The 23068-nt window shown below is 62.7% G+C and carries 24 protein-coding genes; 21 read left to right on the top strand and 3 right to left on the bottom strand.

What is annotated here, in order from left to right:
* Nucleotides 1-12: 12 nt before the first annotated feature.
* The 15 genes from AC20117_RS21645 (at nt 13) to murA (ending at nt 13403) form a co-directional block, all read left to right on the top strand.
* Nucleotides 13-738, top strand: a complete 726-nt coding sequence (locus AC20117_RS21645; RefSeq protein ID WP_074701678.1) for an L-threonylcarbamoyladenylate synthase — start codon at nt 13-15, stop codon at nt 736-738.
* Nucleotides 735-2552 (top strand): polysaccharide biosynthesis protein, encoded by a 1818-nt coding sequence (locus tag AC20117_RS21640; protein WP_074701679.1) that lies wholly within the window; start codon nt 735-737, stop codon nt 2550-2552. Before AC20117_RS21645 ends, AC20117_RS21640 begins: the two co-directional genes overlap by 4 nt.
* On the top strand, nt 2549-3553 hold the full coding sequence (locus AC20117_RS21635; protein ID WP_074701680.1) for an MraY family glycosyltransferase: 1005 nt from the start codon (nt 2549-2551) through the stop codon (nt 3551-3553). The genes AC20117_RS21640 and AC20117_RS21635 overlap by 4 nt, the downstream gene beginning before the upstream one ends.
* A gap of 107 nt (nt 3554-3660) precedes the next feature.
* Nucleotides 3661-4158: a Cg1360 family ATP-synthase-associated protein gene (locus AC20117_RS21630; RefSeq protein ID WP_074701681.1), complete on the top strand. Its 498-nt coding sequence runs from the start codon at nt 3661-3663 to the stop codon at nt 4156-4158.
* Nucleotides 4158-4424: an AtpZ/AtpI family protein gene (locus AC20117_RS21625; RefSeq protein WP_101632672.1), complete on the top strand. Its 267-nt coding sequence runs from the start codon at nt 4158-4160 to the stop codon at nt 4422-4424. The genes AC20117_RS21630 and AC20117_RS21625 overlap by 1 nt, the downstream gene beginning before the upstream one ends.
* 86 nt (nt 4425-4510) lie before the next feature.
* Nucleotides 4511-5317 carry a F0F1 ATP synthase subunit A gene (gene atpB / locus AC20117_RS21620; RefSeq protein WP_074701682.1) on the top strand — a complete coding sequence of 269 codons (807 nt, stop codon included), beginning with the start codon at nt 4511-4513 and terminating at the stop codon, nt 5315-5317.
* 65 nt (nt 5318-5382) lie between these two features.
* On the top strand, nt 5383-5586 hold the full coding sequence (atpE, locus tag AC20117_RS21615) for an ATP synthase F0 subunit C (protein WP_074701684.1): 204 nt from the start codon (nt 5383-5385) through the stop codon (nt 5584-5586).
* Between the two features lie 46 nt (nt 5587-5632).
* Complete coding sequence (locus AC20117_RS21610) at nt 5633-6196, top strand: F0F1 ATP synthase subunit B (protein ID WP_074701685.1); 564 nt, start codon at nt 5633-5635, stop codon at nt 6194-6196.
* Nucleotides 6196-7011 (top strand): F0F1 ATP synthase subunit delta, encoded by an 816-nt coding sequence (locus AC20117_RS21605; RefSeq protein WP_074701687.1) that lies wholly within the window; start codon nt 6196-6198, stop codon nt 7009-7011. Before AC20117_RS21610 ends, AC20117_RS21605 begins: the two co-directional genes overlap by 1 nt.
* A 113-nt stretch (nt 7012-7124) precedes the next feature.
* Entirely contained in the window at nt 7125-8762 is a 1638-nt protein-coding gene (atpA, locus tag AC20117_RS21600; protein ID WP_074701688.1) for a F0F1 ATP synthase subunit alpha, read from the top strand.
* Between the two features lie 94 nt (nt 8763-8856).
* Nucleotides 8857-9750 carry a F0F1 ATP synthase subunit gamma gene (locus AC20117_RS21595; protein WP_074701690.1) on the top strand — a complete coding sequence of 298 codons (894 nt, stop codon included), beginning with the start codon at nt 8857-8859 and terminating at the stop codon, nt 9748-9750.
* Between the two features lie 73 nt (nt 9751-9823).
* Nucleotides 9824-11284 carry a F0F1 ATP synthase subunit beta gene (gene atpD / locus AC20117_RS21590; RefSeq protein ID WP_074701691.1) on the top strand — a complete coding sequence of 487 codons (1461 nt, stop codon included), beginning with the start codon at nt 9824-9826 and terminating at the stop codon, nt 11282-11284.
* Nucleotides 11285-11288: 4 nt separating this feature from the next.
* Nucleotides 11289-11576 carry a F0F1 ATP synthase subunit epsilon gene (locus AC20117_RS21585; RefSeq protein WP_074701693.1) on the top strand — a complete coding sequence of 96 codons (288 nt, stop codon included), beginning with the start codon at nt 11289-11291 and terminating at the stop codon, nt 11574-11576.
* 18 nt (nt 11577-11594) lie between these two features.
* The gene (locus AC20117_RS21580) at nt 11595-12026 is read left to right on the top strand and encodes a DUF2550 domain-containing protein (protein ID WP_074701694.1); all 432 of its coding nucleotides are present in this window, start codon (nt 11595-11597) and stop codon (nt 12024-12026) included.
* 75 nt (nt 12027-12101) lie between these two features.
* On the top strand, nt 12102-13403 hold the full coding sequence (murA, locus tag AC20117_RS21575) for a UDP-N-acetylglucosamine 1-carboxyvinyltransferase (protein WP_074701696.1): 1302 nt from the start codon (nt 12102-12104) through the stop codon (nt 13401-13403).
* 76 nt (nt 13404-13479) lie between these two features.
* Here the strand turns inward: murA and AC20117_RS21570 are convergent, their stop codons facing one another.
* Together AC20117_RS21570 and nucS are read right to left on the bottom strand one after the other, a co-directional pair.
* A complete protein-coding gene (locus AC20117_RS21570) occupies nt 13480-13683 on the bottom strand; it encodes a cold-shock protein (RefSeq protein WP_074701697.1) in 204 nt (67 codons plus the stop codon).
* Nucleotides 13684-13973: 290 nt separating this feature from the next.
* On the bottom strand, nt 13974-14669 hold the full coding sequence (nucS, locus tag AC20117_RS21565; RefSeq protein ID WP_074701699.1) for an endonuclease NucS: 696 nt from the start codon (nt 14667-14669) through the stop codon (nt 13974-13976).
* A 58-nt stretch (nt 14670-14727) separates the two neighbouring features.
* On the opposite strand from nucS, the gene AC20117_RS21560 reads away from it, so the two are divergent.
* Nucleotides 14728-15054, top strand: a complete 327-nt coding sequence (locus AC20117_RS21560) for an Rv1322 family protein (RefSeq protein ID WP_074701700.1) — start codon at nt 14728-14730, stop codon at nt 15052-15054.
* Nucleotides 15055-15075: 21 nt separating this feature from the next.
* Here AC20117_RS21560 and AC20117_RS21555 read toward each other — a convergent pair whose 3' ends face one another.
* The gene (locus tag AC20117_RS21555; protein ID WP_418202231.1) at nt 15076-16359 is read right to left on the bottom strand and encodes an AI-2E family transporter; all 1284 of its coding nucleotides are present in this window, start codon (nt 16357-16359) and stop codon (nt 15076-15078) included.
* Nucleotides 16360-16640: 281 nt separating this feature from the next.
* Here AC20117_RS21555 and AC20117_RS21550 point away from each other — a divergent pair, with 281 nt between their 5' ends.
* Genes AC20117_RS21550 through AC20117_RS21530 form a run of 5 tightly spaced genes read left to right on the top strand, consistent with a single transcriptional unit; the run spans nt 16641 to nt 22978 of the window.
* A complete protein-coding gene (locus AC20117_RS21550) occupies nt 16641-18362 on the top strand; it encodes a DUF8094 domain-containing protein (RefSeq protein ID WP_074701701.1) in 1722 nt (573 codons plus the stop codon).
* A 58-nt stretch (nt 18363-18420) separates the two neighbouring features.
* On the top strand, nt 18421-19389 hold the full coding sequence (locus tag AC20117_RS21545; protein ID WP_074701702.1) for a tetratricopeptide repeat protein: 969 nt from the start codon (nt 18421-18423) through the stop codon (nt 19387-19389).
* Between the two features lie 11 nt (nt 19390-19400).
* Nucleotides 19401-20513, top strand: coding sequence for an NADH:flavin oxidoreductase/NADH oxidase (locus AC20117_RS21540; RefSeq protein ID WP_074701704.1), 1113 nt, complete (start codon nt 19401-19403; stop codon nt 20511-20513).
* 48 nt (nt 20514-20561) lie between these two features.
* Entirely contained in the window at nt 20562-21425 is an 864-nt protein-coding gene (locus AC20117_RS21535; protein ID WP_236777400.1) for an ABC transporter ATP-binding protein, read from the top strand.
* Nucleotides 21407-22978 carry a transporter gene (locus tag AC20117_RS21530; RefSeq protein ID WP_074701705.1) on the top strand — a complete coding sequence of 524 codons (1572 nt, stop codon included), beginning with the start codon at nt 21407-21409 and terminating at the stop codon, nt 22976-22978. Before AC20117_RS21535 ends, AC20117_RS21530 begins: the two co-directional genes overlap by 19 nt.
* The last annotated feature ends 90 nt before the right edge of the window (nt 22979-23068 follow it).

Here is a 23068-nt window from a genome sequence, read left to right as displayed (position 1 = left end):
AAGAATGATTCTGTGACCACCACATTCAACTGCACGGACGACGTCGAACGCAGTGAGGGCCTTGCCGCCGCGCAGACGGCGATCGCGTCAAAACAGTGCATAGTCATGCCCACGGATACGGTCTACGGCATCGCCGCGGATGCTTTTTCGCCGCAGGCGGTTGCTACGCTGCTGGCTGCCAAGGGCCGGGGCCGCACCATGCCCCCTCCGGTCCTCATTCCCCGTCCGCAGACCATGGACGGGCTCGCGGTGGACATCCCCGAGGAGGCTCGACGCCTGGCGGACGAATTCTGGCCCGGCGGACTGACTCTGATCTTCCACGCACAGCCCTCGCTGACCTGGGATCTGGGTGACACAAAAGGCACCGTGGCGCTGCGGATGCCCGATGACCGCCTGGCGCTGGATCTGCTCGCTGTCACAGGACCGCTGGCCGTCTCGTCGGCGAACCGCACCGGACAGCCTGCCTCCCGGACCGCAGCCGAAGCCCACGTGCAGCTCGCCGAATCCGTGGAGGTTTACCTGGAAGATGGACTGCGCGGTGTTACCGAAGACAGCCAGTCCCTGCCGTCGACTATCGTCGACTGCACGTCACAGCCCTTCCGCGTGGTCCGTTACGGAGCCATACCGGTAGACAGGTTGCGCGAAATCGTGCCGAACCTCCTCGGCATTGGGGAGGAACCGGCCGAGCAGACGCCGGACCCCGCATCGGAGACGCCCGGGGAGAGCAGCCAACTATGAGCATTGGACGTGGCCCGGCCTCCGGCAAGACCGCCAGCAGTGACAAGGTCCTCTGGCTCTGGTCGCAGTTCCTGCTCGATTCATTCGCATGGATCGTTTCGATCGTCCTGGCCGTCTTCCTGCGGTACGAGATGGTGCTGGATCCCTCGAAAATCCCCGGCATCATTGTCCTCTGCGCCATAGCGATCGCCTCACAGTTCGCAGTAGGTTCAGCTTTCGCTCTGTATAAAGGCCGGTATAGTTTTGGCAGCTTCCACGAGGCGAAGCTGCTTGTGATTGTGACGGTGGCGGTTTCGGCCATCACCACGGTTGCCCTGCTGTTCTTTGGCATCTCCATGGGTATTGCCCGTGGCACCGGTATCATTGCTTTCCCCTTCGCCTGCCTTTTCATGGCGGCTATCCGTTACCTGAAGCGGATGTATGTGGAGAGCAAGGCCAAACCCGGTGAAGAAGCCGCCCGCACCCTGATCTACGGCGCCGGTTTTGTGGGAAAGTCCATTGTGACGCGCATGTGCAACGACCCGCAGTCGCCCTGGCTGCCTGTCGGCCTGATTGACGATGACCCGGCGAAGAAACACCTGCGGATTGTCAGCGTTCCGGTGCTTGGCCGGATGGAGGACCTGCCGGAAATCGTTGCCCGGACAAATGCCACGGTCCTGTTGATCGCCATAGCGGACATCGATGCCAAGCAAGTCCGCCGGATTTCCGACGCAGTCGCAGGCCTCAACATCAAGGTGCTGGTTGTCCCGCCGCTGAAGGACATGCTGACCGGCGGGTCCGACTTTTCCTTCCGCGAGGTGGCAATCGAGGATCTGATCGGACGGCAGCCCGTCGACATCCATGTTGATGAGATCGCCCATTATGTCAAGGGAAAGCGGGTGCTGATCACCGGGGCCGGCGGATCCATAGGATCGGAACTGTGCCGGCAGATCAACGAATTCGAGCCGCGTGAATTGATCATGTTGGACCGAGACGAAACCGGACTGCAATCCACCCAGATATCGATCACCGGCCAGGGCCTGCTCAACGGCAAAGACACGGTGCTGGCCGACATCCGCGACGCGGCTGCCCTGGAGGAGATCTTCTTGGATCGCAAGCCCGAGGTGGTGTTCCACGCAGCGGCGCTCAAACACGTTTCCCTGCTGGAGCAGTATCCCGAGGAAGCCTGGAAGACCAACATCATGGGCACGTTGAACGTTCTGCAGGCGGCCCGGCTGGCGGATGTCCAGACGTTCGTCAATATCTCTACTGATAAGGCAGCGAATCCGACGACGGTGCTTGGGCATTCCAAACGCGTAGCGGAGAAAATCACGGCGTGGCTCGCGCAGCAGACCGGATTGAAGTACGTCTCGGTCCGTTTCGGGAATGTCCTGGGTAGCCGCGGTTCGGTGCTGCCGCTGTTCAACGAGCAGATCCGCAACGGGGGACCGGTAACGGTGACCGATGCGGACGCAACCCGTTTCTTCATGACGATTCCGGAAGCATGCCAGCTTGTCATTCAGGCCGGAGCCATCGGACGCGGGGGAGAGGTCCTGATTCTGGACATGGGAGAACCGGTACGGATACTCGACGTCGCCCAGCGCATGATTGCGATGTCCGGCAAAGAGATTGATATCGTCTTCACCGGTCTGCGTCCAGGTGAAAAGCTGCACGAAGAACTGATCGGTATCGGTGAAGACGATTCGCGTCCGCTGCACCCGAAGATTTCGCATGCTTCCATTGACGCGCTGGACCCGCACCAGATGAGTCTTGAGGAGTGGAAAAACCGACAGCACTTGCCACTGGCCAGTAACGAGCCGGAGTCGGCGAAGTGACCGGCTTGCTTTCAGCTGCTGTTGCCCTCGTCCTCAGCCTGTCGCTGCCGCTGGCCTTGAAACCACTGCTGCTCAAGCTGGGTGTGCTGGACATACCGAACGAGAGATCGTCGCATACAAAAGTAGTAGTCCGGGGTATGGGCATCACCGTGGCGGTCGGTGTCCTGGGCGGGCTGCTCACGGCAGTGCTGACCGGGGCCGCTGCCGATGGTGTGGCAATTGTCGGGATCGTGGCCGGCGTTTGTGCAGCCGCCGCTCTGCTGGGGTGGCTGGAGGACTTCCGCGGTGTGGCCATCTCCGTACGCTTTCTGCTGCAGTTGGCAATTGGTGCCGCCAGTACGGCCATTATCGTGGTCCTGACCGACACCTCCTGGTTGTGGATTCCGGTCGGCGCGCTGGCCATTGCCGGCTACATCAATGTTGCGAACTTCATGGACGGGGTCAACGGCATATCCGGCCTGCACGGATTGGTCGTGGGACTGTTGTTTTCAGTGGCCGGGATGATGTCGTCGCTTGACTGGTTGACGGTCTCGGGGCTCGTGATTGCCGCCGCGTTTGCTGCTTTTCTGCCCTGGAACCTTTCCGGCAGCAACTTTCTTGGCGACGTCGGCAGCTATCTGCTGGGTGCCTCGCTGGCCGTCCTAGGGGCTGCGGGTTTCCTCAGCGGAGTCCAGCCGGAGTATTTGCTTGGGCCGGTGACCATCTATCTTGCCGATACGATGACCACCTTGCTGCGCCGGATCAGTGCGGGGGAGCGGTGGTACGCGGCACACCGCCAGCACGTCTACCAACGGCTGACCGACGTTGGGCTCAGCCATGTGCAGTCGGCCCTGTTGGTAGCGGTTTGCTCGCTGCTGACCGGCTTGTGCGGACTCGCGGCTGCCGCCAGCACCATGCCAGGCAAGGCGTCAGCGCTGCTGGTTTGCGCCGCCGTCGTACTTTTTTACCTTCGCTCGCCACGCATCTTCGGCCGCCGCGCCGCCGATGCCGCGACCGGATAGCGTCAGCAGCAGGACATGCATTCACAGGCTGACTTCTATCTCGTGTAGAATTCTTGTCGGCCGGTCTACCGGTCATCATCCCCGCCTGTGCACCCGATCGGACAGCTATGAGCACACATCATTCCAACGGCAACAGTGCCGCTGGCAGTGCCGTACCTGTCTCCGGTCCCACGGCGACGCCTTGGCTGAAGATCCTGAAGACTGCCTCCCTGGGTGCCGCTGCAGCCACTCTTCTGGTGGTTGTGCTGGCATTCATTGTGGCGGGGGGTGTGGGTGCCCTTAGTGCTGTGCTCGGTTCGGCGCTGGTAGTACTCTTCTTCGCCATCAGTCTTTTGATCGGCCATGTCGTCGGGCGGAGAAATCCCTCCGGCGCGATTGGTGCCTTCATCGCCACCTATGTGCTCAAAGTTGTTGGTTTCGGCGCTGCGCTCTTTATTATCGGCACGCCGGACTGGCTCGAAACGACTTGGTTCTTCATTGCTGCCGTCGTCAGTGTTGTGGTGTGGCAGATTGCAGAAGTTTTTGCATTCTCCCGCGTTCGATACCAGATCTACGACGATCCGGAAGAGGGCGAAAGCTCTACCGCCGGGAAGGAAGCTCATTAATGCCTGCCCAGAATTCCCGCAATTCAGACTCCGATGGAAGCAACTCCGGCTACCAGGGCGGTAACACGGTCCTGACCTATGTAGTTGGCGGGATCATAGCCTGGGGTTTGATAGGCTGGGGGCTGGACTATCTGTTGAATACCCGGTGGCTGTTCATCGTCGGTGCCGTTCTAGGCGCTGGTGGTGGCTATTATCTGGCCCGAAAACACAACCTCACCCGCGGCGCTAAGCGCCGCCATGGGGACGGTCAAGGGAACAACATCTAAATGTCAGAAAACTTCATATGGTGGCGTGCCGAGACGGCAATCCACCCTGAAACGCCCAATGATGGACACTGCAGAGAGGAAACGCGTTGATCGCGCTTGCGCTTCCGGCGGCCGCTAATGAAGGTGGCTTCGTTCCACCGACCCTCGAAGATATGCACCTTCCGGAGATTCTCCCTTGGGCTGCCGAGTACGGAACAGGTTTCGGCAAGCAGATGCTGCTGGTCCTGCTCTCTGTTGCACTGATTGCCTGGTTCTTCCTGGCCGCGTCACGCCGCGGTCAGCTGGTGCCAGGCAAGCTTCAGCACCTGGGCGAAATGAGCTACAACTTCGTCCGCAACTCCGTAGGTAAGGACATTATCGGTGAGCGGGACTACCGGCCGTATGTTCCGCTGCTGTTCTCCCTATTCTTCTTTATCCTGGTAAACAACCTTTTCGGTTCGATTCCGCTGCTTCAGATCCCGACGCCGTCGCATGTCGGCACGGCCTACGCCTTGGCCGGGATCGTCTACATCACCTGGATCGTCCTGGGTCTGAAGAAGCACGGCATCGGCTACTTCAAACTTGCTGTTGTGCCGGCAGGCGTCCCGAAGGCGATTCTGCCGCTGATCGTCATCATTGAGATCATCTCAACCTTCCTGGTTCGGCCCGTCACTCACAGCCTCCGTCTTTTCGCCACCATGCTGGCCGGACACTTGATCATCATGCTGGCGGCCGCGGGCTCCGAATTCCTGATCATGGATGCCGACTTCTGGTTCAAGCCACTTGGCATTCTCACGATTGCAGGCGGAGTCGGCATGTACATGTTCGAAATCTTGATCCAGGTCCTTCAGGCGTATGTCTTCGTCCTGCTGACAGCGATCTACATCCAAGGCTCCCTGGCCGAGGAACACTAAATTTCCCCGCTGGGGAAGCACCTGAACCAAACAACCTGCCCACTGGGCATCTTGAAAGGAAAATAATGGAAGGCAATATCAACCTCGTAGGTTACGGTCTCTCCGCAATCGGCGGTGCCATCGGTGTGGGCCTCGTTTTCGCCGCTTACATCAATGGTGTGGCACGTCAGCCGGAGGCACAGCGTGTGCTGCAGCCGATCGCCTTCTTGGGCCTGGCGCTGACTGAAGCTCTGGCCATCCTCGGTCTGGTTTTCGCGTTCGTTCTCTAGTAGGCGACGCTTACTTTTCAAACCGAGTAGATAGGACGGGTGAGATATGAAACAGGCAGTTATCCTCGCCGCCGAAGAGGGAGTCAACCCTCTAGTCCCTAATATCTGGGAAATCGCGGTAACACTGCTTGGCTTCGCCGTACTTATGTACATCGTCACGAAGTTCGTCGTTCCGGCGTTCGAGAAGACGTATGCAGAGCGCGCCGAAGCTATTGAAGGCGGCATTGCCAAGGCGGAGGCCGCTCAGGCCGAAGCCAGCGCCGCTTTGGATGAATACAAGCAGCAGCTGCTGGACGCACGCACCGAAGCCAACCGCATCCGTGAGGACGCGCGCGCAGAAGGTGCCCAGATCCTCGCAGAGCTGAAGGACAAGGCCGCAGCTGAAGCTAACCGCATCAGCGAGCAGGCGCAGGTGCAGATTGCAGCCGAGCGTCAGGCAGCCGTTACTTCGCTGCGCAGCGAAGTCGGCGTGTTGGCCACCGAACTGGCCGGCAAGATTGTCGGGGAATCCCTCAACGATGACGCGCGTTCCGCACGTGTTGTTGACCGTTTCCTGGCCGATCTTGAAGCTTCGGCTCCGGCATCCCAGAATGCAGGTGCTTCGAACTAATGGCAGGTGTATCGAGCGAGTCACTGAAAGCGGCACAGCAGGAGCTGGAAGCAAAGCTTCCCACCGCTCCGCTGTCCCTGGCAGAGGAACTCTTTGCAATTCTGGGTCTGCTGGACAGCAATGCCGGACTGCGCCGGAGCCTCACGGACCCGGCACGCAACAGCGAGGACAAGGCACGGCTGGTCGCCCAGCTGGTCGGCGGCAAGGTCTCGGCTGACGCCAGGGCTGTAGCCGAAGGCCTCGCCGCATCCCGCTGGGGCTCTGCACGTGACATTGGTGATGCTCTGGAAACCCTCGCGGCTACCACTGCTATCGCTGTTGCGGAGAGCAAGGGCGCTGGAGTTGACGGACTCGAAGGTCTGGAGAACGACCTGTTCAATTTCATCCGGCTCGTCGAGGCAGATCATGATCTGCAGCGTGCGCTGGTTGAACCGCAGGCATCGGCCGAGGCTAAATCGGCTCTGGCTCTGAAGCTGGTCCCGAACGCCGGACCCGAAGCGCAGGTCTTGATCCGCCAGGCAGTTACTGCTCCGCGGGGAATCAAGCCGACAGCTCTGGTCCGGCGGTTTGTGGAACTGGTTGCCCAGCGCCAGCAGCGTTGGATCGCCAACGTCAGCGTTTCCCGTCCGCTGACCCAGGAGCAGATCTCACGTCTGCAGGCAGGGCTCAATGGGTTGTACGGCCGCGAGCTGAAGATCAATGTCAACGTTGACCCATCACTAGTTGGCGGAGTCCGCGTGCAGGTAGGCGACGAAGTGGTTGATTCCTCGGTCGTCACCCGCCTGTCCGAACTTCGTCGGAAGCTCGCGGTCTAGCACTCTTCCCTTCGGGGAACGAGGAGCTGGAGCCGAAAGCCTCAATACAGACTGATATACACACAGGTCGTCGCCCCCGCGATGATCACAATTTAGGAGAGCAGGGACTGCAGATGGCCGAATTGACCATCAACGCCGACGACGTCCGTAATGCGTTGAACGAGTTCGCGGCGTCCTACGAACCGGGCAGCGCCGAGCGCGTTGAAGTTGGCCGCGTAACGACCGCCAGCGATGGCATTGCCCGTGTTGAGGGTCTTCCCTCAGCGATGTCCAACGAACTGTTGCGTTTCGAAAACGGCATTCTGGGCCTGGCCCAGAACCTCGACACCCGCGAAATCGGTGTCGTAATCCTCGGTGACTTCACCGGTATCGAAGAAGGCATGGAAGTTCACCGTACCGGTGAAGTTCTGTCCGTTCCCGTGGGAGACAACTTCCTCGGCCGCGTTGTGGATCCGCTGGGCGAGCCCCTGGATGACATGGGCCCCATCGAATCCGAAGGCCGCCGCGCTTTGGAACTGCAGGCACCAGGCGTGACCCAGCGCAAGTCGGTCCACGAGCCCATGCAGACCGGCATGAAGGCCATCGACTCCATGATTCCGATCGGCCGTGGACAGCGTCAGCTGATCATTGGCGACCGTCAGACCGGTAAGTCGGCCATCGCGATCGATACGATCATCAACCAGAAGGCCAACTGGGAGTCCGGCGACGTCAACAAGCAGGTCCGCTGCATCTACGTTGCGATCGGCCAGAAGGCTTCCACCATCGCTGCAGTCCGCAAGTCGCTGGAGGAGAAGGGCGCGATGGAGTACACCACCATCGTGGCGTCTCCGGCATCCGACCCGGCCGGCTTCAAGTACCTGGCACCGTATGCCGGTTCGGCAATCGGCCAGCACTGGATGTACGGCGGCAAGCATGTTCTGATCGTGTTCGATGATCTCTCCAAGCAGGCTGAAGCCTACCGCGCCGTGTCGCTGCTGCTGCGTCGTCCGCCGGGACGTGAAGCCTACCCGGGTGACGTCTTCTACTTGCACTCGCGTTTGCTGGAGCGTTGTGCGAAGCTCTCCGACGAACTGGGTGCGGGTTCGATGACCGGTCTGCCGCTCATCGAAACCAAGGCGAACGACGTTTCGGCATACATTCCGACCAACGTCATCTCGATCACCGACGGACAGATCTTCCTGCAGTCGGATCTCTTCAACGCCAACCAGCGTCCTGCTGTCGACGTGGGAATCTCCGTGTCCCGCGTTGGTGGTTCGGCGCAGGTCAAGGCCATGAAGAAGGTCTCCGGTACGTTGAAGCTGGAACTGGCACAGTACCGCGACATGCAGGCGTTCGCGATGTTCGCGTCCGACCTCGATGCCGCTACCAAGCAGCAGCTCAACCGCGGTGCCCGCCTGACCGAGCTGCTCAAGCAGGGTCAGTACTCGCCGTTCCCGGTCGAAGACCAGGTCGTCTCCATCTGGGCCGGTACCAACGGTCACCTGGATGAAGTTCCGATCGAGGACATCAACCGCTTCGAGACCGAGTTCCTTCAGCACTTGCGTCACCGTTCGTCGGTCCTGACCACGATCGCGCAGACCAACCTGCTTGAGGACTCCACGGTCCAGGAACTTGATCAGCAGATCACGGAATTCAAGAAGGGCTTCTTCGGGGAAGGCGACAACCAGCTTGTCGGTGCAGGCCACGAAGAGTATGACGCTCTGGCCGAGGAAGCCGTGGATCAGGAAAAGATCGTCCGGCAGAAGCGCTAATTCATTTTCGTTGATTGAGCGGGGTCGAAATCCTGACGCCGTCATGCATAGGAATCGACTTCGCTCAATCAGCGAGGATTAGGAAAGGAAAAGTATGGGAGCCCAGATTCGGGTCTACCGCCAGAAGATTGCGTCGACCACGTCGATGCAGAAGATCTTCAAGGCGATGGAACTGATCGCTGCCTCGCGCATTGGAAAGGCCCGCACCCGTGTGGCTGCGTCACTGCCTTACGCCAATGCGATCACCCGTGCCGTTTCTGCTGTGTCGTCACAGTCGGAGATCGAACACCCGCTGACCACGGAGCCGGAGCAGATCCGGCGCGCGGCCGTCGTGGTAATGACTTCCGACCGCGGTCTGGCAGGAGCGTACTCTGCTTCGATCTTGAAGCAGGCACAGTCTCTGACCGAATTGCTGCGGGCAGACGGCAAGGAAGTGCGCCATTACCTTGTTGGCCGCAAGGCGCAGGCTTACTTTGATTTCCGCAGCCTTCCTTATGAGCAGGTGTGGACCGGCGGCACAGATGCGCCGGCCTTTGAGGTCGCCCGCGAGATCGGCGACGCCGTGCTCGCAGATTTCAACACTGCTTATGAAGAGGGCGGTGTCGACGAGATTCACGTTGTCTACACTCGCTTCAAGTCCATGGTCACCCAGGAGCCGACGGTCATTCGTCTGCTGCCCTTGGAGGTCGTGGAGGAAGAAGCTGCATCAGAATCCGATCTGCTGCCGCTGTACGAGTATGAGCCGGAACCTGAGCAGGTACTGGATGCGTTGCTGCCGCGCTACATCGAATCGCGTATCTTCGCAGCCATGCTCCAGTCTGCCGCCAGTGAACTTGCCGCCCGTCAGCGGGCCATGAAGTCTGCCGGCGACAACGCTTCGGACCTCATCAAGAAGTACACGAGGCTCCGGAACAACGCCCGTCAGGCCGAAATCACGCAGGAGCTGACGGAGATCGTCGGCGGTGCGGACGCTCTAAGCGCGTCCTGACCCTCGGCGTCGAAAGCGCCTCAGGCAAAAGTAAACTTTAACCCACGCCATCTAACTGAATGAAGTGAGAGAGATGACTGCCCAAACTATCGAGCACGGAACCGGTTCCGTCGGCTCGGGCGCCACTGGCCGTATTGCCCGTGTGATCGGCCCGGTTGTCGACGTCGAGTTCCCGGCTGACGCAATTCCCGCAATTTACAATGCGTTGAGCGCTGAGATTACCCTCAACGGCGATACGCACACGATCACCTTCGAGACCTCGCAGCACCTCGGCGACAACCTCGTTCGTGCCATCTCCCTGCAGGCCACGGACGGTCTCGTCCGCGGCACCACCGTCACGGACTCCGGTTCACCGATTTCCGTTCCCGTGGGCGACGGCGTCAAGGGACACATCTTCAACGTGCTGGGCGAGCCGCTCGATGTTGAATCCTCTGAGCTGGAGATCACCGAGCGTTGGCCGATCCACCGCAAGGCTCCCAACTTTGCTGATCTTGAAAGCTCCACGGAGATCCTCGAGACCGGTATCAAGGTCATCGACCTCCTCACCCCGTACATCAAGGGTGGAAAGATCGGTCTGTTCGGTGGCGCCGGTGTTGGCAAGACGGTGCTGATCCAGGAAATGATCACCCGTGTTGCCCGTAACTTCGGTGGTACCTCGGTTTTCGCCGGTGTCGGCGAGCGTACCCGTGAAGGTAACGACCTGTGGGTCGAAATGGAAGAAGCCGGTGTTCTGAAGGACACGGCCCTTGTTTTCGGCCAGATGGATGAGCCGCCGGGAACGCGTCTGCGCGTGGCACTGTCGGCGCTGACCATGGCGGAATACTTCCGCGATGTGCAGAACCAGGACGTGTTGCTCTTCATCGACAACATCTTCCGCTTCACCCAGGCCGGTTCCGAGGTCTCCACGCTGCTGGGCCGTATGCCCTCCGCCGTTGGTTACCAGCCGAACCTCGCCGATGAAATGGGTCTGCTGCAGGAACGTATTACGTCGACCAAGGGCCACTCGATCACCTCTATGCAGGCGATCTATGTCCCGGCCGATGACTACACCGACCCGGCTCCGGCAACCACCTTTGCGCACCTGGATGCCACCACGGAACTTTCCCGTGAAATCGCTTCCCGTGGCCTGTACCCGGCTGTGGATCCGCTGACCTCGACGTCGCGAATCCTGGATCCGCAGTACATCGGCCAGGCGCATTACGACGTTGCCGTCCGCGTCAAGCAGATCCTGCAGAAGAACAAGGAGCTGCAGGACATCATCGCGATCCTCGGTATCGATGAGCTCGGTGAAGAGGACAAGATCGTCGTGGCGCGTGCCCGTCGCATCCAGCAGTTCCTGTCGCAGAACACCTACACCGCCAAGCAGTTCACCGGCGTGGAGGGTTCTACCGTTTCGATCAAGGACACCGTTGAAGGCTTCAAGGCTATCTGCGACGGCGATCTGGACCACGTTGCGGAGCAGGCGTTCTTCAACATCGGTGGCCTGGACGACGTAGAGCGCCAGTGGGCCAAGATCCAGGAACAGAGCAAGTAAGCCAATGGCTAACGAAGCGGCTGAACTGGAAGTAGAGATTGTGGCGGCGGACCATTTTGTGTGGTCCGGTGCGGCAACTTTGGTCAAGGCTCGTACCGCAGAAGGCGAGATCGGAATCCTGCCCGGCCACTCGCCGGTGCTGGCTATTCTGGCTCCCGGCGAACTGGGAATCAACCCGGTCAACGGCGAGCGGATCAACGTGACCGTGGACGGCGGGTTCTTCTCCGTCGACAGCAACCGCGTGGTCATCGTGGCGGACAACGCCACGGTCAATGACCTGGCCACGGCTTAGGTACAGCTAGCGGCGCCAGTGGAAGAAGTCGGCTACACGTTCGCTATTTTGGCGGCACTGTTCCTGCTGCTGCTACTGACGCTGCTTGCCTTCGGGGTGCGCCGCTATCAACTGCGGCGCGCCCTTGGCACTTTTGACGCCTCCATCTGCATGCTGCCTGGCAGCTGGCAGATGGGGGTTTGTCGTTATGCGGACAAACACCTGGAATGGCTGCGGCTCTTTTCCCTGAGCCCAAGACCGCGCTACAGATTCCGGCGCAGCGCCTTGGAGCTGCAGGGGTGGCGCCAACCCACGGAGGCCGAACGGGCGAAAATTCAGCCCGGGGCCATCGTGGTGATGCTTCGCCATGACAAGCAGGAACTGCTGCTCGCCATGAGCTTCGATGTTTACGCGGGTCTGTCTTCCTGGTTGGAGGCCGGCCCGGTGATAGGGATCGGTACCTGGCGTTGAAAATGCATTCGCGGCGCGGCTCCTCACCGGAGCCGCGCCGCTGTTCTTTACTGACCGCTCATTAGGATGGGGACTATGGAAGATGTCATCGTCGTCAACGGACCCAGCACCCTGTCGGGGCGGGTTGAGGTGGCTGGGGCGAAGAATAGTGTCTTGAAACTCATGGCCGCCGTGCTGTTGGCCGAGGGAAAGTCCACGATCACCAACGTGCCGAATATCCAGGACGTGTGGATCATGGCGGAGTTGCTGCGAAGGCTCGGCTGCACAGTTGATTACGACGTCGATGCCTCTTGCGTGCACATTGACGTGCCTGCGGAGCCGGCCCATCAGGCTGACTATGATCTGGTCCGGGCCATGCGGGCTTCAATATCGGTGTTGGGACCGCTGGTGGCACGCTGCCATCAGGCAGAGGTAGCGCTGCCTGGTGGAGATGCCATTGGCTCCCGCGGCCTGGACATGCACCGCAGCGGCTTGGAGTTGATGGGTGCGGAAATCGTCATTGACCACGGCTATCTTGTCGCGCGGGCGCCCGACGGCCTGCACGGCGCCCACCACAGGCTCCCGTTTCCTTCGGTGGGGGCAACAGAGAACCTGATGATGGCTGCGACCTTGGCGCACGGCATGACGACCATCGACAACGCGGCACGGGAGCCGGAGATCTGCGATATCGCCGAGTTGCTGGTGGCTATGGGAGCGCAGATCGAAGGGATCGGTTCGCCGACGTTGGTGATCACCGGCGTCGAACGCTTGCGCCCTGTCACGCACCGCACTGTTCCGGACCGGATCGTTGCGGGTACGTGGGCGTTTGCCGCTGCCATGAGCGGCGGAAGCGTCGATGTCTGCAACGCGGTTCCGGAACATCTCTCCGTAGTGCTGGACAAGCTTGCCCAGGCCGGCTGCACAATCACGACCCGCGCGGACGGATTCATCGTTGAGGGCAACGGTCGTCCCGCCCCGATCAACGTCTCCACGCTGCCGTATCCGGGTTTCCCGACGGACCTCCAACCATTCGTTGTTGCGTTGAACGCGGTGGCGGATGGCAACGGTATGGTGACCGAAAATGTTTTTGAGGCGCGGTGGGGCTTCACCTCTGAACTGGCCCGGCTCGGCGCCGTGGTTCGGCTGGATGGGCACCATGCCTTGATCAGGGGAGTGCCCCAGCTATCCGGGGCGCCGGTGGTGGCAAACGACATCCGCGCAGGAGCCGCCCTGGTGATTGCAGGCCTGGTAGCTGACGGCGTCACCGAGGTCCGGGGCGTGGACCATATCGACCGCGGCTATGAGCGTTTCGACGAGAAGCTGCGCACTTTGGGTGCTGCCGTAGCCCGGCAGGGGAGCGAACCGGAGCCCGGCGCGCTGGACGGCAGATTGCGTTAACGTCAGAGGTCCCCGGATTCCTCCGGGGACCTCTGTGCAAGTCCGTCGCAGCGGCGCCGCGAGGTGGTATTCGAAATCAGATGACGGTTACGCCGGTGGCCTGCGGTCCCTTGGCGCCCTGCCCGATCTCGAAGGTCACACGCTGGTTTTCGTCCAGGGTCTTGAATCCACCCGTCTGGATTTCAGAGTAGTGGACAAAAACATCGCCGTCGGAATCATCCGGGGTGATGAAGCCGAAGCCCTTTTCAGCGTTGAACCACTTGACGGTCCCCTGTGCCATTTATTTCTCCTCATAGTGGAACTTTTTAGCCCGGCACACCTCGTACCGGACCGGGGTCACTCCGTGGAAGACCTCATGTCCGGCTGGTTGCCGAAGCGGTGAGGAGCTTCACACTCGCAACATGTCCTGCGAGCATGAAAAACACACATACACAAAGACTGCGTTAAGCATCACATACGTAAAAGGGCAGGTCAACGGCTTGTGGGCGCATTCAATCGTTTGTTAAGCAAATGTTTTCCCGCGGTCGCGGGAGCGTCCGTCCGCGCATTCAGAGGCGGCCCGGACGCAGGTCAGAACAAGCGTGCTTCGCTGTCGTCAACGCCGCGCATGGCGTCGTAGTCCAAGGTCAGGCAGTCTATGCCGCGGTCCGAGGCCAGCACCCGTGCCTGGGGCTTGATCTGCTGGGCCGCGAAGACGCCCTTCACCGGGGCCAGCAGGGGATCGCGGTTCAGCAGTTCAAGATAGCGGGTCAGCTGCTCCACGCCGTCGATATCGCCGCGGCGTTTGAGTTCCACGGCCACGGTCGCGCCGGTGGCATCGCGGGCAAGAATATCGACTGGACCGATGGCAGTCATGTACTCCCGGCGGATCAGGCTGTAGCCCTCGCCGAGGGTGTGGATCTGCTCTGCCAGCAAACGCTGCAGGTCTGCTTCGACGCCGTCCTTGACGAGGCCCGGGTCCACGCCGAGTTCGTGGCTGAACTCGTGCAGCTGCTCGTGGATCTGGATGACCAGCCGGTCGTCGCTCTTGGCATGCTGGACGTGCCAGACTTCGGCTACTCCGTCGTCAGCATCTGTTTCGTCCGGCGCCTCGACACGGAGTCTGGCGGGCGGGCTCATCCAGTTCAGCGGCTTGTAGGAGCCGCCGTCGGAATGGATGAGAACGGAGCCATCCGCCTTGACCATCAACAGGCGTGTGGCCAGTGGCAGATGGGCGCGGAGACGGCCGATGTAATCAACTGAGCAGCGGGCAATAACTAAACGCACAGTAGGCCACTTTACGTTAGTTTGCGCAGGCCCCTGTGTGGTGGGGCAGAATTGACCCATGCCCCGCTCAAACCGTCCCCGCCGCCGCACAGGGGCGGCGTCACGTAAGTGGGCGCAGGGCGCCGAGCTTGACCTGGACCGTGCCCGGGCGGGCATCCCGGAACGGCAGAGCGCGCCGGATGGGGAGTGGAACGTGCGGCGAATAACGCCGGGCAGCGCTGCCAAGGATTACACGTGCCCGGGGTGCGGGCAGATGATCCGCCCTGGAGTGGAACACCTCGTGGCATGGCGGCAGGACTCGCTCTTCGGCGCCGAAACGGCCCTGGCCGAACGGCGCCACTGGCACCCGCATTGCTGGAAGACCCGAAGCTTCCGTTACCGCTAGCGGAGGAGTTCCAAGGGCAGGCTAGCGCTGGTCTTGCCGGCTGATGATGACCTCCTTGAGCAGCAGCATTACGGCCGCCGCTGCAGGAATCGCCATGAGGGCACCGAGGACGCCCATCAGCAGGCCGCCGGCAATGACGGCGATGACTGCCACAGCACCCGGCACGGCGACCGCGCGCTGCATGATCCGGGGCGAGACGAAGTACGCCTCGAACTGCAGGTAAGCGAAGTAGATGATGGCAAAGAGCACTGCCGTCTGCCAGTCCACGGTGAGCGCCACGAGCGAGACCATGATTCCGGCGATCATGCCGCCCACCAGTGGGATGAAGGCCAGCAGTGCTACCAGGAATGCCAGCAACACGCTGAACGGAACGCCGGCGATGGACATGGCGATGAAGGCTACCAGCGCGTTGACGAGGGCGACACAAGCCTGCCCGATAACATAACTGCCGACGCTGCCGGTGATTTCTTCGGCGAGGAACTGGACACGCTGCCGCCGCGATCTCGGTGCCAGCCGGTAGGCCCAGACCTTCATCGCCGGCAATGAGGCTAGGAAATACAGTGTCAGAACCAGCACGATGAGTGCCCCGAAGGCACCTTGGAAGACCCTGCTGCCGACGCCGAGCACGCCCCCGAAAATGCCGGTCACGGCATCCGAGTTGGCAAAGAACCTCGCCACTTCCTCATCCACGCGGTTGCGCACTTGGAACCGTTCGTCGATGGATTGGAAAACCGGCGACTCCAGGAATTCGTTGACGTATCTAGGCCCGTTGGCCACGATCTGCGTTGTCTGGTTGACGATCGTCGGAATAAGCGTGGAGAAGAACGCTGCCAGCAGCCCGGCGAGGGCAAGGACGACGGTGACAACTCCGGCCGGACGCGGCAAGCCTTTGCGCTCCAGCCACCGCACAACCGGATCCAGACCGAGCGCGATGAAGAGCGCCGCGGTGATCCAACCGAGCAGTTCGCCGATGTTGGTGAGGATGAAATACAACAGCAGCGCCATGCCGACACCGACGGTCGCCATGAAACCGAAGTGGATGGGATGGTGGGCAGCGGTATAGCCGGAGACTGCGGCGGGAGGCGGTGGCTCGACGTCGTCAGCCTCATCAGGTGTCCGGGCTTCCGGCGGCATTTCGAACCGGAGACGCGGCTGGGCGCGCGGGATGGAGGCGCCAATCCGGCCGAGGGCGGTCAGGACGGATTTCCGGCGGGCAGGCGTGACCGGGACCGGGAGTGCGGCCTCCTGCTCACCGGAGTTGTCGTTGCCCTCGGCATCGGCCGGGTTTCCTGTATGCTCCCTCACGCGTGTAAACCTGTTTCCCTCAGCCCGCGAATGTAGACGGGATGGACTTTGTCGAAGAGTATCAGCGGTTGTCAGCAGCAACCACGGTGGCAGGGCCGGAACGCCGGTGTCCGGGTGGCCGCCGTCACCAAGAAGGCACTCTAACAGTCTTTTTCGTTACCATAGGGTTATAAAAGATCGGCCGATGACGAGCGATGACATTTCTACCCGCGGACTGACCCTGTCCTGCCGCGGTTTGACGCGGGCGTCATGCCCCGCAGCGACGATTGATAGGTATTTTTGTGCGTTTAAAAATTGCAGTGGCCCTGATTGCAGCCGGCCTCCTCGCCGTGGTGCTCGGAATCGCCCTGCGAACCGTCTGGGCACCTCCGGAGACAGTTTCCGCGAGCTATGCAGCAGCTGACTCGACGGCGCCGGTGACGGTGATCGAGCCCGGCGTGCTGGGTGTGGATGATGAACGCGTAGACATCACGGTTGAAGGCGAGGGAGAGTTCTTCCTGGCAGTGGGCCGTGCCGGCGACGTCGACGCCTGGGTCGGCGAGGCCGCGCATACTTCAATTTCCGCCGTAGTGGACGGACAACTGCAGGGCAGTGCGGTAGAGGGAGACGCCAAGGTTCCCAACCCAGCAGGATCGGATCTGTGGGTCAGCGAGGAGACCGCTGAGCAAAGCACCGAGCACCGGTGGATTGCACCTGCCGAGGGCGAATGGTCGATCCTGCTGGCCGCGGACGGTACCAAGCCTGCGCCCACGAACGTTACGGTCAGCTGGCCGAATGACACCTCTTCTCCCGGGAGCATTGCCCTGATCATCATTGGCGCGCTGCTGTCGGTGCTTGGACTGGCCATCGCCATCATTTCCCGCCGAGGTGGTGGAGCTGCCCCGGCCGGTGGGTCTGGTAACCGGCCGACCGGCAGCCTGGACGAGACCGCTGTTGTCGGCGGCCGCCGCGTGGCAGCACAGGGCGGTTCGGGCGCCTCTGCCGGAAGGGCTGAATCGCGTGCGGTTGCACGACGCTCCGGGGCCGGGGCCTTGGCCGTCGTGCTCGCTGCCGGGACGGCGCTGACCGCGCAGGTCCTGCCGGCGCATGCCGGCGGGCAGACCGCTTCCCCTGAGGCGGCAGCGGCCGGGTACCCCGTCGTGCTGGACGGGCAGTTGAACCGCATTATGGATGCAGTGGCCGGAGCTGTCACGTCGGGTGACGCAGCTCGCGACGCCGGCGAACTCAACGCCCGGGTCGGAGGCGCAGCCCTCGCACTGCGCGAGGCCAACTACAAGGTGCGTGCAGAGAATGGCGATGTGGCGGCACCCGTGCCTGTCGCCGCCGATCCGGTTCTGACCTCCATGGTGGACAGCGGCCCGGAGTGGCCCCGGAGCGTTGTGGCGGTGACGCGGGGAGACGACAACCCGGTTCCGCAGATAGTGGTCCTCTCCCAGGCAACGCCGCGGGAGAACTACAAGATGGTCCACGCCGTGCAGATGCTGCCCGGTACAACCTTCCCCCAGGTTTCCACTGAAAAGGGCGGATCCCCATCGGTGCTGGCCGATAGCAAGGATGGACTGCTGCACGCGCCGCAGGAGGCCCTGAACCTGCTGGCCGGATACCTGACTGAGGGCAAGAACAAGGAAGCCGTCGCGGAGAATACCTTCGCCGAACAGATCACCTCCTTCCAGAAGGACCAGGTCGCGTCCAACGACAACGCGGAGATCTCCTTCAGCCGCAGCGTTGACGGAAAGTCCGTACGGGCATTGAAGACCGCCGACGGGGGTGCCATGGTCTACGGCTACATGCGAAACGTCATGAGCAGCGTTCCTTCGGAGCCGGGGGCCACCGTCGGACTCTCTGAAGAGTTCGCGGCGCTGGCAGGGGAGAAGTCCACCACGGAGGGCGTGGACGTAACTTATGGTGAGTCCGTAGCCATCTATGTTCCGCCGGCAGGATCGAAGGAGCCGATCACCGTTATCGGTGTGGCCCAGGACCTGGTGGATGTCCGCCTGAAGTAAGACCAAGCACCGCCCGCCGAATTCGGAAGGCCCCGAGGATCCGTATTAGTGTGATGTCATGAGCATTCCAGCTTCAGGGCAGGGCCCTGCGCCGTCATCCCTTAATCTCCGCGGAGCCGTGGATCTGTCCGCGCTCAAGCGGCCGCAGCAGCCGGCGGGCAGCGCGCCCGGTACGGCGGCGCCCGCCGGTCAGGACGGCAACGGCGCACGCGTGCCCTACATTGTGGACGTCGATCAGGAGAGTTTCTCTTCCCTGGTCCAGCTTTCCGCGCAGGTTCCGGTGATCGTGGAACTCACGGCCGGATACAGCGATCTCGCCCAGCAGCTGTCCGCCGTGTTCAAGAAGGTGGCGGACGAATACGCCGGCCGGTTCATCCTCGCGCGGGTTGACGTGGAGGCCAGCCCGGGCATCGGGCAGGCGTTTCAGCTGCAGAGCGTGCCAGCGGCCGTGGCCTTGCTGAAGGGCCAGCCCATTCCGTTGTTCCAGGGCCTCGCCAGCGAAGAGGAACTGCGCTCGTTCGTAGAGGAACTGCTCAAGGTGGCTGAAGCCAACGGAGTGACCGGACGCGCCGGTTCTGCCGACGGACAGGAGGAAGCCCCGGCCGAGCCGCCGCTGCCGCCTCTGCATCAGGAGGCGTTCGACGCGATCGAAGCCGGCGACTTTGCCGCCGCTGCCGCCGCCTACCGCAAGGCGCTGGCCGAGCAGCCCGCCGATAATGAAGCCAAGACCGGGTTGGCACAGGTTGAACTGATGCAGCGCCTGGAGGGCGCCGATGGCGCGGCCATCCGCACCGCCGCGGCGGAAAACCCGGATGATCTTGCGGCACAGCTGGCCGTGGCGGACCTGGACATATCCGGCGGCCATATCGAAGATGGATTTGCCCGGCTGGTGAAGTTTGTCGCCCGGAACACCGGCGATGACCGCGAAGCGGCACGCGCACGCCTAGTGGACTTGTTCGAGGTTGTCGGAGCTACGGACCCGCGGGTTTCCAAAGCCCGCCAGGCCTTGGCCCGGGCGCTCTTTTAAAGGCGGGCCCGGTGGCTGCCGACGCAACAACCCGACTGTTCAGCCCCATCAGCCTGCGGGGCCTGGAGCTGGCGCACCGCGGATGGGTGGCACCGATGTGCCAGTACTCCGTGGACGGCGCGGATGCACCGGGCGTGCCCAACGACTGGCATCTGATGCATCTGGGCCAGTTCGCGGTCGGGGGAGCAGCCCTGATCCTCACCGAAGCCACGGCGGTAAGCGCCGCGGGACGCATCAGCGGCCGTGACACCGGCATCTGGACCGACGCGCAGGCAGATGCCTGGAGCCGGATCACGGATTTTGTCCACCGGCATGGGGCAGCGGGTGCGAAGATCGGCGTTCAGCTTGCCCATGCCGGCCGCAAGGCCTCCACCTACTGGCCTTTCGCCGTCGAGCGTGGAAGTGTCCCGCGCTCGGAAGGCGGCTGGCAGACTCTCGCCCCGACCAGCGAACCGTTCGGCGGACTGGACGCACCGGAGGCCCTGGACGAAAACGGAGTCCAGCAGGTCATTACGGACTTCAGGGATGCCGCCGCGCGTGCCGTCTGGGCCGGTTTCGACACCATCGAAATCCACGGTGCCCACGGGTATCTGCTGCACCAGTTCCTCAGCCCCCTGGTCAATAACCGGGACGATGCCTGGGGCGGATCCGAGTCGAAGCGGTCAAAGCTGCTGCTTGCGGTCATCGACGCAGTCCGCGGTGTGATCCCTGATGCCATGCCGCTGCTGCTGCGTGTTTCGGCCTCGGACTGGGCCCCGGGCGGGCTGGACCCGGAGGCGGTTTCGCGGATCGTGGCGGCCGCGCGTGAGCACGGTGTGGATTTCGTCGATGTTTCCAGCGGTGGCGCGGTACCAGGTGTCCGCATTCCGCTGGCTCCCGGCTACCAGGTGCCCTTCGCCGCAGAACTCCGGCAGCGGACAGGGCTGCCCGTCGGCGCGGTGGGGCTGATTTCCTCGGCAAGCCATGCCGACCGCATTATTTCCGACGGCGATGCCGATGCCGTCCTGATCGCGCGCGCCGCTTTGCGCGACCCGCATTGGTGGCAGCGCGCCGCCGTCGAACTCGGTCATGATCTGCCCTGGGCGCCGCAGTACGAGCGTGCTGCCGTGAAGGAGAAATTTTAGTCCTTGCGGATGATGTGAACAGGGAACCGGCGTTGTTACCGTGGGGTCATGACATCCCCTGACGCCTGGCCGCCTGCCGATTCCGGCGCGGCTTCTCCTGCACCATCTGATTACGCCGAGCAGATCCAGCCGGCCGGGACAGCCGCAGTTCCCCCGCTCGCACCGGCGCTTGCCGTCCGCGGTCTGGCGAAGCGCTTCGGCGAGAAGATCGCCGTCAACGGCGTGAACCTGGATGTACCGGCGGGATCGTTCTATGGCCTGGTGGGGCCCAACGGCGCGGGCAAGACCACCTCGTTGTCCATGGCAACGGGGCTCCTGCGTCCGGACTACGGCCAGGTCTGGGTGCACGGTGTCGACGTGTGGGCCCAGCCGCTGGAAGCCAAGCGGCTGATGGGAGTGCTGCCCGACGGCGTGCGGCTTTTTGACCGGCTGACCGGTGAGCAGCTGGTCACCTACGCGGGCCTGCTGCGCGGGATGGACCGCGAGACCGTGGCCGGCCGGGTGGCGGACCTGCTGCGGGCGATGGACCTGACCAATGACGCAGGCACGCTGGTAGTAGATTATTCGGCGGGCATGACCAAGAAAATCGCGCTGGCTTCCGCACTGATCCATGCGCCCAAGCTGCTGGTGCTGGATGAGCCGTTCGAGGCCGTGGACCCGGTCTCGGCGGCCAACATCCGGGACATTCTGCACGATTACGTGGACTCCGGCGGCACGGTGATTGTCTCAAGCCATGTGATGGACCTGGTGCAGCGCATGTGCGACCACGTTGCCGTCATCGCCAACGGCAACGTCCTGGCGGCCGGCACGGTGGACGAGGTCCGGGCCGGCGCCAGCCTCGAGGACCGGTTTGTGCAGTTGGTCGGCGGCCGGAACCAGGCGGAGGGGCTCGAGTGGTTGCGCACCTCGTAAGGCTCAAGCTGACCCTGCTGCGCAACGGCTTCAAGCGCAGCCCCTGGCAACTGGTCGGTGTCATCCTCGGTGGCCTCTATGCGCTGGGTGTCCTGGTGCTGCTCATCGCCGGACTGGTCCTGCTGGCCACGCACGAACCCGGGATTGGACGGATGGCCGTCATCCTCGGCGGTGCGGCAGCGTTCCTGGGCTGGGCGCTGATCCCCATGGTGGCCACCGGCGTCGACATGACGCTGGATCCGGCCCGTTTTGTCACGTTCGCCGTGCCCATGCGGCAGCTGCTGTTGGGACTGGCCATCGGCGGCGTCATCGGTATTCCGTGCCTGGTCACCCTGCTGGCGGCCTTGGGCCAGGCGGCCATGTGGTGGCGCCAGCCCGTGGCGATGGTTGCCGCCATTCCCTGCGCCGCCGTCGCTGTTTTGACCTGCATTGTGCTTTCCCGGCTGACAACGTCCGCGTCGACCACGCTGGCAAGTTCCCGCCGGTTCAAAGACCTCAGCGGCATTATCGGCATCATTCCGCTGATGCTCCTGGGCCCGATCATCATCGGCGTCACCGAGGGGCTGCAGAGCTCGCGCGATTTCCTCCCGTCGCTGGCCGACACCCTCGCGTGGACACCGCTGGGCAGCATCTGGGCAGTGCCCGGCGACCTGGCGCTGGGGAACTGGGGCGTGGCGGCGGCCCGTTTCGCCATCGGTGCCGCGTTCCTGGCGCTGATCGCCTGGCTGTGGAAAATCAGCCTGGCCCGTGCGCTGGTGACGCCCCCGTACAACTCCGTCACCCGCCGGGCCGCTGGCCGCCTGGGCTTCTTCTCCCGCTTTCCGGCCACGCCCACCGGTGCCGTCGCCGCCCGGGCCCTCACCTATTGGTTCAAGGATCCGCGGTACGGCGCTTCGCTGATTTCCGTTCCGCTGATCCCGGTGGTGATGTTCTTCGCCTTCTCGCAGGGCGGCGATTTCGGCTTCATGATGTGGCTCGGCCCGATCATGGCGTTCCTGCTCGCCTTCGGCATCTCGGCCGACATCTCCTACGACAACACCGCCTTCGCCCTGCACCTGACCACCGGCGTCAGCGGCCTCGCGGACCGGGCCGGGCGCGTGCTGGCCTGCGCGGTCTTTGCGCTGCCGGTGACGCTGGTTTTCGCCGTCGTACCCTTCTTCTGGCTGGCCGGCTGGGAGCTGCTGCCCGGCGTGCTGGGCCTGTCGCTGGGCACCCTGCTGACCGGCTTCGGGCTCTCCAGCGTGGTGTCGGCCCGCTACACCTACAACGTCCCGCTACCGGGCGAGAGCCCCTTCAAGACTCCGCCTGGCTCAACCACCCGGATGATGATTGTGCAGATGGGCGGCATGGCGGTCCAACTGCTGCTGGTGCTCCCGGAGGCGGGTCTGCTGCTGGCCGCCATGCTCACCGGCGACGCGATCTGGAGCTGGGCCGCGCTGGCTGTCGGCCTGGTGCTGGGCGCCGTGCTGCTCTTTGTCGGGCTGCGGGCCGGCGGGAAGTGGTACGACCGCCGGGCCCCCGAACTGCTGCAGGCCGTGGCCGTCAACAAGTAGCCTCCGCTGCACGGAAAAGTCCAAATAACGACGGCGGGGCCCTGGGTTCCGCCGTCGTCCGTACCTCGGGTGCGGGGCAGCGGCGGGTAA

It is taken from the genome of Arthrobacter crystallopoietes (assembly GCF_002849715.1).
GTDB lineage: Bacteria > Actinomycetota > Actinomycetes > Actinomycetales > Micrococcaceae > Crystallibacter > Crystallibacter crystallopoietes.
This window is presented reverse-complemented; position numbering and strand designations above follow the sequence as displayed.